The organism is Pseudoalteromonas sp. CR1, assembly GCF_019392235.1.
Taxonomy (GTDB): Bacteria; Pseudomonadota; Gammaproteobacteria; order Enterobacterales; family Alteromonadaceae; genus Pseudoalteromonas.
In genome coordinates this window covers 217,855-234,802 of the sequence record NZ_JAHXRM010000002.1, presented here as the reverse complement: position 1 = coordinate 234,802, position 16,948 = coordinate 217,855, and the positions used below count along the sequence as shown (strand labels likewise).

18 protein-coding genes are annotated in these 16,948 nt (G+C 39.8%); 16 read left to right on the top strand and 2 right to left on the bottom strand.

What is annotated here, in order from left to right:
* The first annotated feature begins 342 nt into the window (after positions 1-342).
* The 7 genes from KZZ04_RS03965 to KZZ04_RS03935 all read left to right on the top strand — a co-directional run bounded on the left by KZZ04_RS03965 (position 343) and on the right by KZZ04_RS03935 (position 6,417).
* On the top strand, positions 343-1,113 hold the full coding sequence (locus KZZ04_RS03965) for a DUF3450 domain-containing protein (protein ID WP_058404292.1): 771 nt from the start codon (positions 343-345) through the stop codon (positions 1,111-1,113).
* Positions 1,114-1,119: 6 nt separating this feature from the next.
* Positions 1,120-2,484 carry a MotA/TolQ/ExbB proton channel family protein gene (locus KZZ04_RS03960; RefSeq protein WP_006792382.1) on the top strand — a complete coding sequence of 455 codons (1,365 nt, stop codon included), beginning with the start codon at positions 1,120-1,122 and terminating at the stop codon, positions 2,482-2,484.
* A complete protein-coding gene (locus KZZ04_RS03955) occupies positions 2,484-3,008 on the top strand; it encodes a MotA/TolQ/ExbB proton channel family protein (protein ID WP_004588135.1) in 525 nt (174 codons plus the stop codon). Before KZZ04_RS03960 ends, KZZ04_RS03955 begins: the two co-directional genes overlap by 1 nt.
* Before the next feature lie 14 nt (positions 3,009-3,022).
* Complete coding sequence (locus tag KZZ04_RS03950) at positions 3,023-3,427, top strand: biopolymer transporter ExbD (protein WP_006792384.1); 405 nt, start codon at positions 3,023-3,025, stop codon at positions 3,425-3,427.
* The gene (locus KZZ04_RS03945) at positions 3,427-4,038 is read left to right on the top strand and encodes an energy transducer TonB (protein WP_010557583.1); all 612 of its coding nucleotides are present in this window, start codon (positions 3,427-3,429) and stop codon (positions 4,036-4,038) included. Before KZZ04_RS03950 ends, KZZ04_RS03945 begins: the two co-directional genes overlap by 1 nt.
* A gap of 11 nt (positions 4,039-4,049) precedes the next feature.
* Positions 4,050-5,309 (top strand): tetratricopeptide repeat protein, encoded by a 1,260-nt coding sequence (locus tag KZZ04_RS03940; protein ID WP_006792386.1) that lies wholly within the window; start codon positions 4,050-4,052, stop codon positions 5,307-5,309.
* Positions 5,310-5,370: 61 nt separating this feature from the next.
* Complete coding sequence (locus KZZ04_RS03935; protein WP_058404293.1) at positions 5,371-6,417, top strand: hypothetical protein; 1,047 nt, start codon at positions 5,371-5,373, stop codon at positions 6,415-6,417.
* A gap of 302 nt (positions 6,418-6,719) precedes the next feature.
* Here KZZ04_RS03935 and KZZ04_RS03930 read toward each other — a convergent pair whose 3' ends face one another.
* Together KZZ04_RS03930 and KZZ04_RS03925 are read right to left on the bottom strand one after the other, a co-directional pair.
* A complete protein-coding gene (locus tag KZZ04_RS03930; RefSeq protein ID WP_219421888.1) occupies positions 6,720-7,061 on the bottom strand; it encodes a TraR/DksA C4-type zinc finger protein in 342 nt (113 codons plus the stop codon).
* Positions 7,062-7,122: 61 nt separating this feature from the next.
* Positions 7,123-8,103 carry a tRNA-dihydrouridine synthase gene (locus KZZ04_RS03925; protein ID WP_219421886.1) on the bottom strand — a complete coding sequence of 327 codons (981 nt, stop codon included), beginning with the start codon at positions 8,101-8,103 and terminating at the stop codon, positions 7,123-7,125.
* Between the two features lie 234 nt (positions 8,104-8,337).
* Here KZZ04_RS03925 and KZZ04_RS03920 point away from each other — a divergent pair, with 234 nt between their 5' ends.
* The 9 genes from KZZ04_RS03920 (at position 8,338) to KZZ04_RS03885 (ending at position 16,947) form a co-directional block, all read left to right on the top strand.
* A complete protein-coding gene (locus tag KZZ04_RS03920; protein WP_219421884.1) occupies positions 8,338-8,721 on the top strand; it encodes a hypothetical protein in 384 nt (127 codons plus the stop codon).
* A 96-nt stretch (positions 8,722-8,817) separates the two neighbouring features.
* Positions 8,818-9,645: a DUF692 domain-containing protein gene (locus KZZ04_RS03915; protein WP_219421909.1), complete on the top strand. Its 828-nt coding sequence runs from the start codon at positions 8,818-8,820 to the stop codon at positions 9,643-9,645.
* 33 nt (positions 9,646-9,678) lie between these two features.
* Positions 9,679-10,431 (top strand): DUF2063 domain-containing protein, encoded by a 753-nt coding sequence (locus tag KZZ04_RS03910; RefSeq protein WP_219421882.1) that lies wholly within the window; start codon positions 9,679-9,681, stop codon positions 10,429-10,431.
* 71 nt (positions 10,432-10,502) lie between these two features.
* Complete coding sequence (locus KZZ04_RS21165; protein WP_008132255.1) at positions 10,503-10,625, top strand: hypothetical protein; 123 nt, start codon at positions 10,503-10,505, stop codon at positions 10,623-10,625.
* A gap of 168 nt (positions 10,626-10,793) precedes the next feature.
* Positions 10,794-11,339, top strand: a complete 546-nt coding sequence (gene apt, locus KZZ04_RS03905; protein ID WP_058404298.1) for an adenine phosphoribosyltransferase — start codon at positions 10,794-10,796, stop codon at positions 11,337-11,339.
* Between the two features lie 3 nt (positions 11,340-11,342).
* Positions 11,343-13,871 (top strand): DNA polymerase III subunit gamma/tau, encoded by a 2,529-nt coding sequence (dnaX, locus tag KZZ04_RS03900; RefSeq protein ID WP_058404299.1) that lies wholly within the window; start codon positions 11,343-11,345, stop codon positions 13,869-13,871.
* Between the two features lie 59 nt (positions 13,872-13,930).
* The gene (locus KZZ04_RS03895) at positions 13,931-14,257 is read left to right on the top strand and encodes a YbaB/EbfC family nucleoid-associated protein (protein WP_006792396.1); all 327 of its coding nucleotides are present in this window, start codon (positions 13,931-13,933) and stop codon (positions 14,255-14,257) included.
* A 6-nt stretch (positions 14,258-14,263) separates the two neighbouring features.
* On the top strand, positions 14,264-14,872 hold the full coding sequence (gene recR, locus KZZ04_RS03890; protein ID WP_058404300.1) for a recombination mediator RecR: 609 nt from the start codon (positions 14,264-14,266) through the stop codon (positions 14,870-14,872).
* A gap of 173 nt (positions 14,873-15,045) precedes the next feature.
* Positions 15,046-16,947: an MFS transporter gene (locus KZZ04_RS03885; RefSeq protein ID WP_219421881.1), complete on the top strand. Its 1,902-nt coding sequence runs from the start codon at positions 15,046-15,048 to the stop codon at positions 16,945-16,947.
* The last annotated feature ends 1 nt before the right edge of the window (position 16,948 follow it).

Sequence of the window (16,948 nt, the reverse complement as noted above, 5' to 3'; positions counted from 1 at the left end):
TTAAATGTTTTTATTTTTTTTTTACATATATCTAGTTTGAACTAAATGTTGCATTTATGTTGTTTGTTTAGAGGTCTATCCAGTCAAACATCAACCTTATTGGGGTTTGCTAGGAGTGTTGATAATACAGTTGGTTGCAATAATGTTAACATTTTATTGGTGCTACTTTAATGTGGTCCATCGGTAGGTGATTTATTTGCTAATTACCTCCAACATCAAGTTGACAGCGCTTATTGCATTTAGCATTATTGAAAGGTTGATATCTATTAAAAGATATCAGGGTTGTTCTCTTCGGAGGATAATTAAATTATAAAAGTAACATTACTTAATTGGTTGGGAACTATGTCTGTTAAAATCAGAAAGAGTCTTGTAGCAACTGCGTTGGTTGGCGCTTTTGCATTTGCAAGCAGCAATGTGATTGCAGATCCTTTGAATGACGTGCAAAAAGCAGGTCAAACAATTCAAAAGGCTGCTGTTAAGTCTCAAACTAAAATTGACAATGTATACGGTCAAACTCAAGAGCTAATCGCTGAGTACCGTAGCATCGTTGATGAGACTGAACTTATGAAAGTGTACAACGATCACGTAGCACGTTTGGTCGCTGACCAAAATGCATCGATTGAATCGTTCGATCGTCAAATCGCGACTATCGATAACACTAAACAAAACGTTGTGCCTTTGATGTATCGCATGATCGATACGCTTGAGCAATTCATCAAAGCGGACGTTCCATTCAATCTTGAAACGCGCCTAGGCCGTGTTGAAAGACTTCGTGACATTATGGCATCAGCTTCTGTTACTACGTCTGAAAAATTCCGTCAGGTTCTTGAAGCTTACACAGTTGAAACAGCATACAGCTCTGCAGTAACTGCTTCTCAAGGTACGCTGGAAATTGATGGCAAAAACATCAACGTAGATATCGGTCGTTTAGGTCGTATTACTTATGTTGCTCAGTCTTTTGACTTGAAACATGCTTGGGTATGGGATAACAACACTAAACAGTGGAAAGAATTAGGTGAAGAATACCTAAAACCTGTTAAAGAAGTGATCCGCATGGCACGTAAGCAAGCGACACTAGAACTTGTTAAACTACCAATCTTTGGCGCGGAGTAATCAATAATGAAGAAACTATTTAAAGGTTTTGCTGTTGCAGCAGTACTATCTGTTTCTGCAGGTACCGCGCTTAACGCACACGCAAACACTGACGCTTTAGACAAAATTCTTGAGCAAGTTAAGCAAGAGCGTATCTCTGAAGGTAAAATCAACAAGCAACGTGAGCAAGAGTTCTTATCAGAGCGTGCTGACAAGCAATCTTTACTTAATAAAGCGAAAAGCCAACTAGCTGCTGAAAAAGCACGTGGTGACTCTTTAGCTAAGCAATATGCACAAAACGAAAATACTTTAGCGGAAAAAGAGCAAGCTCTACAAAACGCGCAAGGTACGTTAGGTGAGATGTTTGGTGTTGTACGTCGTGCAGCGCAAGACGCAATTGGTTCAATTGAAGCATCTTTAGTAAGTGCTGAAAAACCAGGCCGTGCTGAAGTACTTCGTTCACTAGCAGCCGCTAAAGAACTTCCAACAGTTCGTGAGTTAGAAGAGCTTTGGATTTCACTTCAAACAGAAATGACAGAGTCAGCAAAAGTTTCTACTTTTGAATCTGAAGTTGCTGGTCTTGACGGAAACACTGCGGTTAAGAAAATCACTCGTATTGGTAACTTTAACTTAGTTGCTGACGAAGGTTACTTAATCTATTCACCAGAAACAAAGTCTATCCAGCCTTTAGGTAAACAACCTGATAGCTACATTCTAGATGGCATTTCTAACCTAGAAGCAACGTCTTCTGATAGCTACGCGGGCGTTTACATTGACCCTACACGCGGTGCTATCTTGCGTATTAATACGCAGAAGAAAACGTTAATGGAATACTACGAGCAAGGTGCTGAAGTTGGTTACATCATCACTGTATTACTTGCTGTAGGCCTATTAATCTTCTTAGTTCGTTTCATTGACTTAGCGCTTACTACTTCTAAGATCAAATCACAACTTAAGAACTTGTCTACACCGAATACAAACAATCCTCTGGGTCGTATTCTTAAAGTGTATCATGACAACAAGTCTCAAGATGTTGAAAACCTTGAACTTAAACTTGATGAAGCGATTCTACGTGAAACTCCACGTGTTGAAGCTGGTATCAACATCATCAAGATCCTTGCTGCTATCGCACCATTACTAGGTCTACTAGGTACAGTAATCGGTATGATTTTAACGTTCCAAACAATCACATTGTTCGGTACGGGCGATCCGAAGATCATGGCTGGTAACATCTCTCTAGCACTTGTAACTACAGCGCTAGGTCTAATTGCAGCACTACCACTTATCCTACTGCACTCTATTGTTGCAGGTCGTAGTAAGTCGGTATTACATATCCTTGATGAGCAAAGCGCTGGTATCATCGCTACTCACGCGGAGAAGGAGAAAGCCTAATGCTAGTCCTGATGGAGATATGGGAATCTATCAGGGATTTTGTTGGCACAGGCGGCCAGGTTTTATACGTGGTCGCGATAGCACTCTTTCTGATGTGGGTTTTAATGATTGAGCGCTATTGGTTCTTACTTGCAGAGTTTCCTCGTTTAACGAAGGATATTGTTGCAAAGTGGGATGCCCGCCAAGACACTACGTCTTGGTACGCACACAGAATCCGTGAAGCATGGATTTCTGAAGCGTCTGAAAAATTAGATCAGCGTATGTTGTTGATTAAAACATTAGTAGCTGTTTGTCCTTTAATAGGCTTACTTGGAACTGTAACGGGTATGATCGCGGTTTTTGAAACCATGGCAACTCAAGGTACTGGTAATGCACGTTTAATGGCATCAGGTATTTCAATGGCAACAATCCCAACAATGGCTGGAATGGTTGCGGCACTATCTGGAGTTTTCTTTAGCTCACGCCTTGAGGCAAGAGCGAGAATGGTGAAAGCCAAACTTGTAGATAGCATGCCTCATCACTAGAGAGAGAATTAAATATGGCACGTAAACAACGTTTTCGTGAAGAAGAAGAAGCAGCGGTAGATATGACACCAATGCTTGACATCGTATTTATCATGCTTATTTTCTTTATCGTAACTACATCGTTCGTTAAAGAGGCTGGTATCGAGGTCAATAAACCTAAAGCTGCCCAAGCTACGAAGCAAAAAAATGCTAACATTTTTATTGCTATACGTAGTGATGGCGCAATCTGGATTGATAAGCAGCAAGTTGACGTTGAACGTGTTTCAGCGAAGATTGAAAGCTTATTAGCAGAACAACCTACTGACGTTGTAATTTTGCAAGCTGATAAAGAAGCAAAACATGGCACAGTGGTTAAAGTTATGGACCAGATTAAAGCGACGGGCGATAACCTAAGAATTTCAATAGCTGGAGATCAGTAATGATTCGTTTTCTGTTTTCACTGATTGCAGGTGGGGCAGTTACTTTCGGCTTGTTCTACTTCATGGCTTACCTCATCTCTGGTGGGGCTGACCGTAATACGGAACAAAAAGAGCAGATCATAGTCGAAATAATGACGAATCCGCCTGAATCTAAGGTGCAGGAGAGGAAGCGTGTACCGCCTCCGCCTCCGCCACCGCCAAAGCAGCCGCCTAAACCGCAGCCGCCACAGCCGGATACTAATCCTAACCCAGGTGCAATGTCATTTAACATGCCAAGCATCGACGTAGGAAGTTCTGCTGGTGGACTAAGTGGTCCGGGTGCATTTGGACGAGATGGTGATGCGACACCTATCGTTCGTATTGAACCAAAATATCCAACGCAAGCAGCGCGTGATGGTAAAGAAGGTTGGGTACAACTTTCGTTCACAATTGATGAGTTAGGCGGGGTTATTGATGTTGATGTAATCGACGCAGAGCCTAAACGTATCTTTGACCGTGAAGCTAAACGTGCACTTCGTAAGTGGAAATACCGTCCGAAAATCATTGACGGTAAGCCACAAAAACAAGTTGGTTTACAAGTTCAACTAGACTTTAAACTTAACCAAGGCTAAGGAGGCGAGTAATGAGAAATTTATCTAAAGTAACTGCTCTTGCAATTCTTATGTCTGTGTCAGGTGCAACTTTAAGTTCATCTGTATTAGCGGCGCCAGATTACGCGAAAATTGAAGAGCGTAAGAAAGCAAAAACTAAGATCATGGGCGAGCGTACTGGTAAAAAAGTAATTAAAGCGTTTGACTTGTATAACGAAGAAAAAGTTGACGAAGCGATTGTATTGCTGAGAGAGATTGACCCTTCAGATGAGTTTGATAAAGCGACTGTAAATCGTTACTTAGGTAGCATGTACGCGCAGAAAGAAAACTACGCTGATGCAATCAAATACAGCAAGCTAGCAGTAGCGCCTGATATTTTGAACTTTGCAGACCACGAACAAACACTTAAGTTATTAGGTGATTTGTACGCGGGTACTGAAAAATACAAAGAAGCAAAAAAAGCATACACAGCATGGATGGACTTCACAGGTGAGGAAGATCCAACTGTATATACTCGTATTGCGCAAGCTAACTTTCAGTTAGAGCAATTCAGTGATGTTTTTGAGCCTGCTAACAAAGCAATAGCGCTTCAAAAAGAGCCTAACAAAGGCCCTTACCAGCTTAAACTTGGTGCATACTTTGAAACTAAAGATTATGCAAATATGGTTAAAGTGGGTGAAGAAATTGTTAAAGTTTGGCCTGATGATAAAAAAGCTTGGGTTGGTTTAGGTAAATACTACCTACAAACCGAAGAATATCAAAAAGGCCTTGCAACAATGGAAGTGGCTTTCAAAAACGGTTACTTTGAAAACGAAGTTGAATATAAAGTACTTGCTAACTTTTATTCTTTAAATGAAATTCCTTACAAAGCGGCTGTAACGCTTGAAAAGGCAATTAAAGAAGAAAAAGTTAAACGTACTAAGCAAAATGTCAACGCGGTTGCAAGTAACTATCATCGCTCTAAAGATATAGAGAAAGCTGCTAAGTATTATGAAGAAGCTGCTAAATTTGATGACGACGCTGAGCTTTACCGCAAAGCAGGTTCATTACTTTTACAATCTGAGAAGTTTAGTGCTGCCGTTGTTCGCTTGAACAAGGCGTTAGAGCTTGGCTCTGACAAAAAAGGGACTATATATTCAGATTTAGCTGAAGCGTATTACTACCAAGGCAAGTATAAGCAAGCTTATGCTGCTATTGTTAAAGCTATGGATGACCCACGCACACGTAAGTTTGCAAAAGGTTGGTCTACCTACATTAAAGATAAAGCCGCTCGCAACGGTGTTAAAATTTAATTTTAGCTAACATTAGCAACTTTTAAAAAGCCCCTCTGGGGCTTTTTTTATTAGGATTACTATGTATAAAACGTTTTTTTTATCATTATTATTGTGTGCGTTTCTGATTGGCTGTACTGATAAGAGTGATAGTTTTAGTTCTTTTGATGAGGCACGAAGCGCCTTAAAGTCTTTAAATACTGCGTTGGTATTAGAAGAGGGAACAAATAATAAAAAATTTACAGATGAAAATATCGTTTATTCGAACGAATATCTTGATAACCGTCATGCTATTTATCAGCAATTGATGACGATGAAGTTAACACCTAATCAAATTACTCAAGTTAATTATTTGGTTATTGCAGAGCGGTTTCCTGAGCGGTTTTTTCCTTGGCCAGCCCAAGTAAATGTTTTAAATAATATGAGCTTATTTAAACACTCCACTAGCACTGTTGAGCAGACTATAAAGTGGCTTAAATTTACCCAAGCTAAGTTAGAAATTGCTAAGCAAAGTAATTTAAAACTAAATAAGTTAGAGTATGCTTTACTACAGGAATATGTAGCGCAAGCTATTGAAAACAAGGCTACACAAGGGGCAATTAAAAGCCACATCAGGGCCTTTTCTAACTATTTGGCCAACTATAAGCCTCGAGGAAGTGTTGGTTTAAGAGGGCTTTCTAATGGTTCAGAGTGGTATCAGAGTAAACTCAATTATTATGGTAGTGCAGTTAATTCACCTCTAGAGTGGGTTGTTATTATTAACGAAAAACTTAAAGTTCTGGAAAGTGCAGTTATTAATGCCAAATTTGCACAAAATCATATTAAATCGTTTGTAGTGCAGTATTTATCTGAAGAGCCATTGATTAATGGACTTGACTGGCAAGCACATTACTTAGATTTGCCCGCTATGGCTAGCAAAGCAAAATTGTCTAATAAGGATAAGTTGCTCATGCTTGCAATGATGGAAACAGATATAGGTATTCATTACCACGCATGGACGATTGCTCAGGCTAAAGTTAATTTATCAAAGCGTCTTAAAGTGCCAGAACAGACCGCGCAATACTTAGTTGAAGATATTATTCTTTATCCAGGTCAATCGTTTAGTTTTTGTGGACAGGTTTGTCATTAATCTAGGATTTTTTATCTGCCGAGACTTTTGGTAAGGCAAAGCCTTGGGTGAAGATACCTATCATTTAATAGGTAATTACGCAGCGTATATTTTAAACATGGGTTGCTTCTTTTTTTTAGCCCGTCCTAGGGCAGCTTATTATTAGTTGCCTTAAGTACAATTCGTTAACTGGCATGAGTAGGGTACAGAGGTTTTACTTTGCCTATAGGCCAATAAATTTCGTACCCCGTTTAAACAAATTTTAACCTCAAAAGCTCAGCAGGCACCAACTAAAGAGGGTTATAGCTTATGACTTTCAATAATTAGTTCGATGTCCTTTTAATGTCGCACGTTGTACAACGTTGTGTTGCTGGGTCTTCTTGAAGCAACGCCGTTGCGATTTTTTCTTCACAATCACAACAGTAGCCATACTGACCTATATCAATTTGACTCACTGCGGCCTCTAGCATAGTCATACGGTTAATTAAGTTAGCATACTCAGGACCGAGCTTCTTTGCAGCAAGGTCTAACCATTCATTATTTGCTGTATGTTTTAATGTTGTGATCAAGCCTTGATGGGCCGGATGGGGCGATTTAGAAAGCATAACAAGTATGTTTGATTTAACTTGTGTTAGTTCATCATATAAGCGCTTTTGGTGGTTCATTATCAGTATAACCCTTTTACATTAACTGCTCGTTATACTGATATTATCTAATTGCTTTTAATTAACTGTCATGATTTGAATCAAGTTGTGGTGCTTTTGCATATTTTTTTAAAACTGCAGATACGTCTTCTTTGGTTTTTAACCTACGAATTTCATCAAACAATGTTATTGCCTGCGGGTATTGACGCTTTAAATAACCTAGCCATTGTTTAGTTCTAGATGCAAAATATTTTTCATCTTTAGCTGGATCATGATGAATAGCTGAGTGTATTAAGTGATAGAGAACATGCTCCCATTCTAAACCCGTATAGTGCTCATTGTTGACATACGCTTTTATTTTTTTTGCTAAATCAGGGTGAGATAGTGCGCCCCTGCCAAGCATTAAGTCACTGCAACCGCTTCTTTTTTGGCATAGCATTGCGTCTTCAACTTGCCATATTTCACCATTTGCAACAACAGCAATATTTTTTCCTTTTATTATAGGCGGTATCTTTTCCCAATATGCTGGCGGGTTGTATCCATCGCGTTTTGTTCTGGCATGAATCGCAACGCTATTAGCACCAGCACTTACAACCGCATCAATAATTTCTTGGCTGTTACTGTCGTCATCAAATCCTAAACGTATCTTTGCACTCACTTCATGTTTTGAATCTACCGCATCTCTAACTGCTTTAATTATGGTATACATATGCTCGGGATCTTTAAGCAAAACGGCACCACCGCGGCTGCGATTAACTGTTTTCGCAGGACATCCAAAATTAAGGTCAACACCATGAGAACCCAAATCAATCGCCCTGACTGCGTTTTCAGCTAATGGATTCGCCTCTTGGCCAAGCAATTGTATACGCACTGGGGTGCCTGCTCGGGTATAGCCATTATTATTTAGTTCTGGGCAGTATCGATAAAATACTTTTTCAGGTAAGCGTGCTTGAACCACTCTTACAAATTCGGTCACGCATAAATCAAACCCACCGAGGTCAGTTAACAATTGGCGCATTTTAAAATCTACAACACCTTCCATAGGTGCTAAAACAAGTTTCATAAAGCGATTATATTTTAAAAATAAGGTGCTTAGTTTACCTGTAAATTGCATATTGATAAATCTGTAATTGTTACTCATAGTTAAAGCGAGAACGCATGATGCAAATTTTTTCGATTAAATAAAATAAAAATGAAAGTTTTTATTTCATCACAGGTCTACTTAAACATACACGCAATTTAAAACGATATTTACATTGCGATGATTTACACACATTGAGTATAGAGAGCAAATATAATGAATACAGTAAAAAATAATACAATCGCATTAACATTAGGTGCAGTAGTCGTGGGTTCTGCGAGTTTTGTATCTGCCGATGTACAAGCAAACCCGTTTGAATTTCAGCAACTTGTTTCTGGTTACCAATTAGATGCTGCCGAAGGAAAGTGCGGTGAAGGCAAATGTGGCGGTGACGCAAAAGGTAAAAAAGAAGGTAAGTGCGGCGAAGGTAAATGTGGCGGCGACGCAAAAGGTAAAAAAGAAGGCAAGTGCGGCGAAGGCAAATGTGGCGGCGACGCAAAAGGTAAAAAAGAAGGCAAGTGCGGCGAAGGTAAATGTGGTGGCGACGCAAAAGGTAAAAAAGAGGGCAAGTGTGGCGAAGGTAAATGTGGTGGCCGTTAATTTCTTAATTTAATTAAGTTATGCTAAAGGGCCAATGGCCCTTTTTTGTTAATAGTAGAGGCACTTATGACACAAATGCATAGTACTGAATTTGGAATGGTCGGCTTAGGTTTGCGCCGCGAAATGCTAGATGAGTTATTAGAATACGTTCCAAAGCAAATTGATTTTCTGGAAGTTGCACCTGAAAACTGGCTAAAACTGGGCGGCCGATTTAAAAAGCAGTTTAAAACATTAACCGATGCTAATAATTTTGTGTGTCATGGCTTGTCTTTGTCAATTGGTTCGCCAGAGCCGCTTGATATTGAGTTTATTAAATCGTTAAAAGTTTTTTTTGATCAGCACAATATTAAAATGTTTAGTGAGCATTTGAGTTATTGTTCTGGACAAGGCCATATGTATGACCTAATGCCTATTCCTTTTACCGAAGAGGCAATTGCGCACGTTGTGCCCCGAATTAAGCAAGTACAAGACATGCTTGAACGACCTATTGCGATGGAAAATGTATCTTATTACGGTGCGCCAGGCCAAGAGTTAACTGAACTTGAATTTACTAATGAAATTTTAGAGCAAGCAGATTGCAAATTGTTGCTTGATGTAAATAATATATATGTTAACTCGATAAATCATGGTTATGACGCAAATACTTTTTTAGCCGGCTTACCTACAAAGCGAATAGCTTACGGGCATGTCGCGGGGCATTATAATGAGGCTGATGACTTAATTGTCGATACCCATGGTGCTGATGTGATTGATCCCGTATGGGAGCTGCTCGATAAAGCGTATAGCGTTCATGGTGTATTTGCGACTCTCCTCGAGCGTGACTTTAATATTCCTTCAATGCATGTATTAACTAAAGAGCTTGATATTATTTATCAATTACAACAAAAGCATTTGAATTATGGGCGTTCAAAAAAACATGCTTAAAGCGAATTTTAATTAAGCAGTGGGTACTCAGCTATGAGCTTTACAGATGTACAAAATGAATTTATGGCGCACATACGTGAGCCAAAAAAAAATAAAAAGCCAACTGATATTGAAGATAGACGTATGGCTATATATCGCGACCTGTTCTTTAATAATATTGAAGGATTCATTTCTTCTGGATATCCGGTCTTAAAAACTCTCTACAGTGACAAACAGTGGAAAAAGCTGGTCAGGCAGTTTTTCAGTGAATATGATTGTCAATCACCCTATTTTTTAGATATTGCAGGGGAGTTTATTCATTACTTATCCGGTAATTATAAAATGAAAAACTATGATCCTGCTTTTATGTTAGAGCTTGCGCATTATGAATGGATAGAGCTTGACGTCTCAATAGCAAACGAAGACCCTAACGAGAAAAAACTACAACAAACAGCTTTAACTAAAAGTCCATTATTTTTATCAAGCTTAGCGAGAAATTTGAGTTACCAATTTCCAGTGCAAACTATTAGCGCTCAAGTCTGGCCAAAAGCGCCATCGGTTGTACCTAACTATTTTGTTGTTTATAGAGATGAAGAAGACGATGTACAATTTTTAGCAACCAATGCAATGACGGCTTTATTACTCTCTATCATTGAAAGCGTTGAAGGCATTACATTTGATAACCTGTGTCAACAGGTCATTAATCAGGCACCTCAGTTTAACGAAGAGCAAATAACACAAGGGGCACTTGTGACAATCAATGCGCTGATTGAACGTGGTGTAATCGTGACAAAAAATCAAGATTAAGGCCTTTATTGATGTTTTTACATCGTCTATCATGGCAGCCTTATTTATCGTGCTTAATAAAAGGTTGTACCATGTCAGATGATAAAGACTTTAAAGATCCGTTTAACGCTACTTACTTTATTGCTTTTCTAGCGGTATTTGCAGGTATTGGTTGTTTAAATGCAATTTTAGGTTGGATCACTAGCTTAACCTAAAACGTATTTATAGCTTAAGGCTGTTGTCAACATCAGCCTTAATGCTTTGCCTCTCTATCCTCTATAACCCTTCAATTTTTTGTTAAAGTCACAGCAAACTCGCAATTAAAGTTCACTTAAGGTTATAATCACCTGCTTTGTAATATCAACCATTGAGCAGCAAAACTTATGACTCAAGTAACACCAGCAATTATTAAAAACAGCATTACCACAATTGCTGATTATCCAAAAGCGGGCATTATGTTTCGCGATGTAACTACATTAATGGCAAATCCTGAAGCGTTTAAAGCCACTATTGATGCGTTCATAACCGAATATAAAGACCAAGGTTTTACAAAAATTATTGGCACAGAATCTCGTGGCTTTATTTTTGGAGCGCCTTTATCTTATGCTTTAGGTATTCCTTTTATTCCTGTGCGTAAGCCTGGCAAATTACCGCGTGAAGTTATTCGCCAAGATTACTTGTTAGAATACGGTGAAGACACGCTAGAACTTCATGTTGATGCAATTGTACCCGGTGACAAAGTGCTTCTTGTTGATGATCTTTTAGCAACAGGCGGAACAATTGAAGCGACCGCTAAACTAGTTAATAAACTAGGTGGTGAAGCGACTGATGCTGCATTTGTTGTATCACTGCCTGAATTAGGTGGCGAACAACGCATTGAGAAAATGGGTATCAAAATCTTAAAGTTGGTTGAATTCGAAGGCGAATAATCGATGAGTTATCAGGTTCTAGCGAGAAAATGGCGTCCACAAACCTTTCATGAATTGGTTGGGCAGTCTCATGTTAAACAAGCGCTTGTAAACGCGCTGACACAAAATAGACTGCATCACGCGTATTTATTCACTGGAACCCGAGGTGTTGGTAAAACAACTATTGCGCGTATTTTTGCAAAAAGCTTAAATTGCGACGAAGGTATTTCGGCATCTCCTTGTGGACAATGTAGCAGCTGTACAGATATTGAAGCAGGGCGCTACATTGACTTACTAGAAATTGATGCTGCCTCTCGTACTAAAGTAGAAGATACGCGTGAAATACTTGATAATGTTCAATACGCACCTACGCGTGGGCGTTATAAAGTATACCTAATAGATGAAGTTCACATGCTTTCAAAGCATAGTTTTAATGCGCTTTTAAAAACGCTCGAAGAACCGCCAGAGCATGTGAAGTTTTTACTTGCAACAACCGATCCCCAAAAGTTACCCGTCACTATTTTATCGCGATGTCTACAGTTTAATTTAAACGCTTTGTCGCAAAGTGAAATTAAAACACAGCTCCAACACGTATTAACGCAAGAGCAACTCAGCTTTGATAACGATGCACTTAGCATTATTGCAAAAGCTGCTGATGGCAGTATGCGCGATGCACTTAGCTTAACCGATCAAGCTATAGCACAAACGAATGGTGATATTAATAACCAAGCGGTTCAAGCAATGCTTGGTTTAATGGATACACACTACAGCCAAAGTTTATTAGCGGCATTGCTGAGCCAAGATGGCGCAGCGCTCATGAGCGAAATAGCCAATGTGGCGAGCAAAAATCCAAATTATATAGCGTTACTTGATGATTTAATTTCATTAACGCATTTAATTCAGCTTACCCAATTAGTGCCTCAAGCCGCTGGGCTTGATGAAACCAATGCTGATTACATAAAACACGTCGCAGAGCACACCAGTGCAAAGCAAGTTCAGGTTTATTACCAGTTACTGTTAAATGGTAAAAAAGATTTACAATGGGCCCCTGAGCCACGTTTAGGTTTTGAAATGATCTTACTGAGGTTGCTTGCATTTCAACCTGCAGGAAACGACACTCAGCAGAGCGTGATAAATACGCCTCAATCATCGGTAAGTGATACTGAAAGCCGAGCTAATGCACTGCGTGATATTTTAAGTAAAAAAAAACCTGAAAACAGCAATAACCCTGCTGAACACAGTGACACAAGTAATATTCAGCAATCAGCCGAAAAATCGCTTGTAACTATCGATCAGCAAGCGGAAGTGACACCGAGTGTCATCGACAGGCCTGTTGATTCTGAGCAAGTAGAGCATGTACAGGTTAAAACTGAAGAGGCTCAAACTGAAGCGAGCCAAAACACGCCTAAAGAGCAATTAAGCGACGATCAAGCACAGCGTAACAGCGAAAATGAAGCTTACATGCAGCACAGTGATGTGGAGCAAACATTATCTGCACAATTTGATGACGTAATGAGCAGCGCGCTAGACCAAGGCTTTAATCCTCACATTCACAGTGATCAGCAGGTAAACGAATCACCTCAAAGCGCATCGCAACAGGTTGAATCGCAAAGCGAACAATCATCTACCGATTCATCTTCACTGCATGATAAAGAGTCTCAGGCACAATCAGCCATTGCGCGAATCTTACGTGACAGAAATATATCAGGTTCAGGGCGGTTATCGGGACATAACATAGCCCAGCCGCCAGTTCCCAAAAAACCAGAAATTGACACTAGGGAGCAAAGTAATAGGCCGGTTAGTTCGCCAATTGCACAGCAAAGCGAAGCCACTAATAAAGATAGACAAAGCCATTTTGATAATACAGAACAACAAATCCCTGCGCCTCCAACGGGATCTGCTAACCCACCGCCGTGGGATAACTACAATATAGGCGAGCATGAAAAAAAGCCTGAGCTCCCTGTTAGCGGGAGCCAAATACAACGCCCAAGTGTAGTCGCTGCAAACGCACAGAAAGTTGATTTTAAAGCTAAGCATCAAACAATCACTGAAAATTTAGCGCCTGAATTATTGGAACAAATTAATCCTCAAAGTGTGCCAACTCCAGCTCCGCAAGAGGAAAGTATTCCAGTCCCCGACGATTTTCAAAGTCCTATAAGTGAAATAAAGTTTGCTCATCAGCAAGATGAGTGGGCTTATTTAATAAAACGCATGGGGCTGGGCGGACGAATGCGCCAATTTGCGCTGCATTCAATTTTTACAAAGCAGGGAAGTAATTTACATATAGATGTTGATGAGTCGCAAAAACATCTCGATACTCCCATGCTTCGTCAAAAACTTGATGCCGCACTATCGAGTATTTACGATCACAATGTATCGCTGAGTATAAACTTTGCTCAAGGAGTTATCGATTCGCCTTACTTAATTCAGCAAAAAATAGATGCAGGGCGTCATCAGCAAGCAATTGATGTGATCACTAGCGACGAAAATATAGTACAATTTCAACAACTATTTAGTGCCGAAATTGACGAAAACAGTATTCAGGCATTGTAATTCTATACAATCGCCCTTATCTTCATGACAATTAAAGATTAAAAGAAAGAGAGAAAATTATGTTTAAAGGTGGAATGGGTAACATGATGAAGCAAGCGCAGCAAATGCAAGAGCGCATGCAAAAAGCCCAAGACGAAATTGCAACAATGGAAGTTGTTGGTGAAGCGGGTGCAGGCTTAGTTAAAGTAACCATGCTTGGTAACCACAATGTTCGTCGCGTTGAGCTTGATGAAAGCCTAATGGAAGACGACAAAGACATGATTGAAGACTTACTTGCAGCAGCGTGTAATGATGCTGTGCGCCGTGTGGCTGAAGAAACACAAGAGCGTATGAGCAAAGTAACTGGCGGTATGCAATTACCACCAGGTATGAAAATGCCGTTCTAAATAATAATGCAACTTTCAGATAGTTTAAACCAGCTTATTGAAGCATTACGTTGCCAGCCAGGTATTGGCCCTAAGTCTGCACAACGCATTGCATTTCACTTGCTTGAACGTGATCGTAAAGGCGGTGCGCAATTGGGTAACGCATTAACAAAAGCGATGACAGCCATAGGTCATTGCCAGTCTTGCCGTACCTTTTGTGAGCAACCACAATGTGATATTTGTCTAAGCACAAAACGCCAAGACAGTGGTATTTTGTGTGTCGTCGAGTCGCCTACTGATGTGCTTGCCATTGAGCAAACCGGTCAGTACTTAGGTTTATATTTTGTGCTTATGGGGCATTTATCACCGATTGATGGCATTGGTCCTAAAGAAATAGGCTTGGATGTTTTAGAGCAAAAACTTTCTCAAGGTGGTATTAACGAGGTAATATTAGCAACTAACCCAAGTGTTGAAGGCGAGACTACAGCCCACTACATTGCTCAGCTTTGCCACAAAAATAATGTGGGTGCCTCGCGAATAGCGCACGGTATTCCGGTTGGAGGCGAACTTGATTTAGTTGATGGTAGAACCCTAATGCATGCATTTAGTGGTCGCCGCGTGGTTACACAAGAATAGTTCATTAAAGCGACTGTTTGAAAAGATATGTAAAAGCCTACGTAATTAATTTATGTAGGCTTTTTTGTTTTTAAGGTAAGCTAGCTAAAAATAGTATGCAGTTAATTTGACGGCTAAGTAATCAAAGCCCTTTTTGAGATAGGTTTATTTAGAGTTAAAACGTAAGGATCACAATGAAAACGCATTCAACAAATCAAAGCGGTTTACTCAATAGTAAACGGTTTTTACCTCTGTTTATTACTCAGTTTTTCTCTGCCGTTAACGACAATGTATATAAACAATCGGTCCTTATTTTATTAGTTTTTCAAGCCGCCACGCTTGCCGATGGCGCGCTCTATTCTAACATTGCTGCCGGGCTATTTATTTTACCGTTTTTTTTATTTTCGGGTATGGCAGGGCAGCTTGCTGAAAAAACAGAGAAATCAAAATTAATCAGATGTGTAAAACTGTGCGAAATACCGATTATGGTTGTGGGTGCACTATCAATTTATACCCAGTCCATATGGCTTATGCTCACAACCATATTTTTTATGGGGTTTCAAAGTACGTTCTTTGGCCCCTTAAAATACTCTATTTTACCTCAGCACGTTGGACCAGAGGAGTTAACAAAAGCGAATGGCTTAGTTGAATCGGGCACCTTTGTTGCTATTTTACTAGGGACAATTTTTGGCACTTATTACATTACGCAAAACGTAGGCCCTGCAATTATTAGTATTGCTGTACTTGTGCTCGCTGTAATGGGGTATTTAAGTAGCCGCTTTATTCCTATGAGTGCAGCCAATGAACCTAATTTAGCGTTTACTTACAATATATATGCTTCTACAAAAAATGTGTTTTCAGCCCTTAATTCACAAACAGAGTCTGTGGGTAAATCAGTATTAGGAATAAGCTGGTTTTGGCTAATTGGCGCCATAGTGTTAACCACATTGCCAAACTATGTTAAGCACGTTATGGGTGGGAATGAATTGGTGGTTACGAGTGCGCTGGTAGTGTTTTCGTTAAGTATCGCTGTAGGTTCTTTATTATGTGAAAAGCTGTCGCGTTCGCGAATAGAATTAGGCATTGTGCCTTTCGGCGCCATTTTAATTACTCTATTTTTATACTTACTTAGCCAAGAGCCCGACATTATAAGTTATGGCATGCAAAGCGATGAATTATTAACTTTAAAACAAGTAATAAATACCGGCGATATGCAGTGGCACTTTGTTTGGATGGCAGGCATTGGAATAGCATCAGGCTTTTACACTGTTCCCTTATATGCATTGATACAGCAAAGAACAGAAGAAGCCTGTCGGTCTCGGGTTATTGCAGCTAATAATGTACTTAACGCGTTGTTTATGGTGTGTAGTGCGATTTTAAGTATTGTGACATTGTCTATTTTACAGTGGAGTATTTCGGAGCTACTGCTTTTACTTGCGGGGTTAAATTTACTGATCTCAGTGTATATTTATACCAAAGTACCTGAGTTTTTCTTGCGCTTTATTATCTATATTTTAGCTATTTGTATGTATCGCGTGAAAACCAGAGGCGAAATAAACATTCCAGAGCAAGGTGCAGCGGTTATTGTTGCAAACCATGTCAGCTTTGTTGATTGGATGTTTATTTTAGCCGCATCACCAAGGCCAATTCGTTTTATGGTTTTTGCGCCCATTTATTATTCTCCTGCGTTGCATTGGTTATTTAAAATGGCCAAAGCAATTCCCATTGACAGTGAAAAAGCAAACCCTGAAGCCTTTAAGAAAGCGTTTGACGATGTTGCAGAGGCACTTGAACGCGGCGAGCTTGTGGGTATTTTTCCTGAGGGTAAACTAACCGATGATGGTGGCATTGATATGTTTAGAAGAGGCATAGAGCGAATAATTGAGCGAACACCTGTTGCTGTTGTGCCTGTGCATTTAGGTGGGTTATGGGGCAGTATGTTTAGCCGTAAAACTAAGTGGCAATTACCCCGCTTGAAGTGGTCGTTAGTATCGGTGTCAGTTGGCGAGCCTGTTTCAGCAAATAAAGTAAAAGCTGATAACCTGCGCGAACGTGTACTTGATTTAAAACAACTTCATTCTAAAAATAACGATTAAT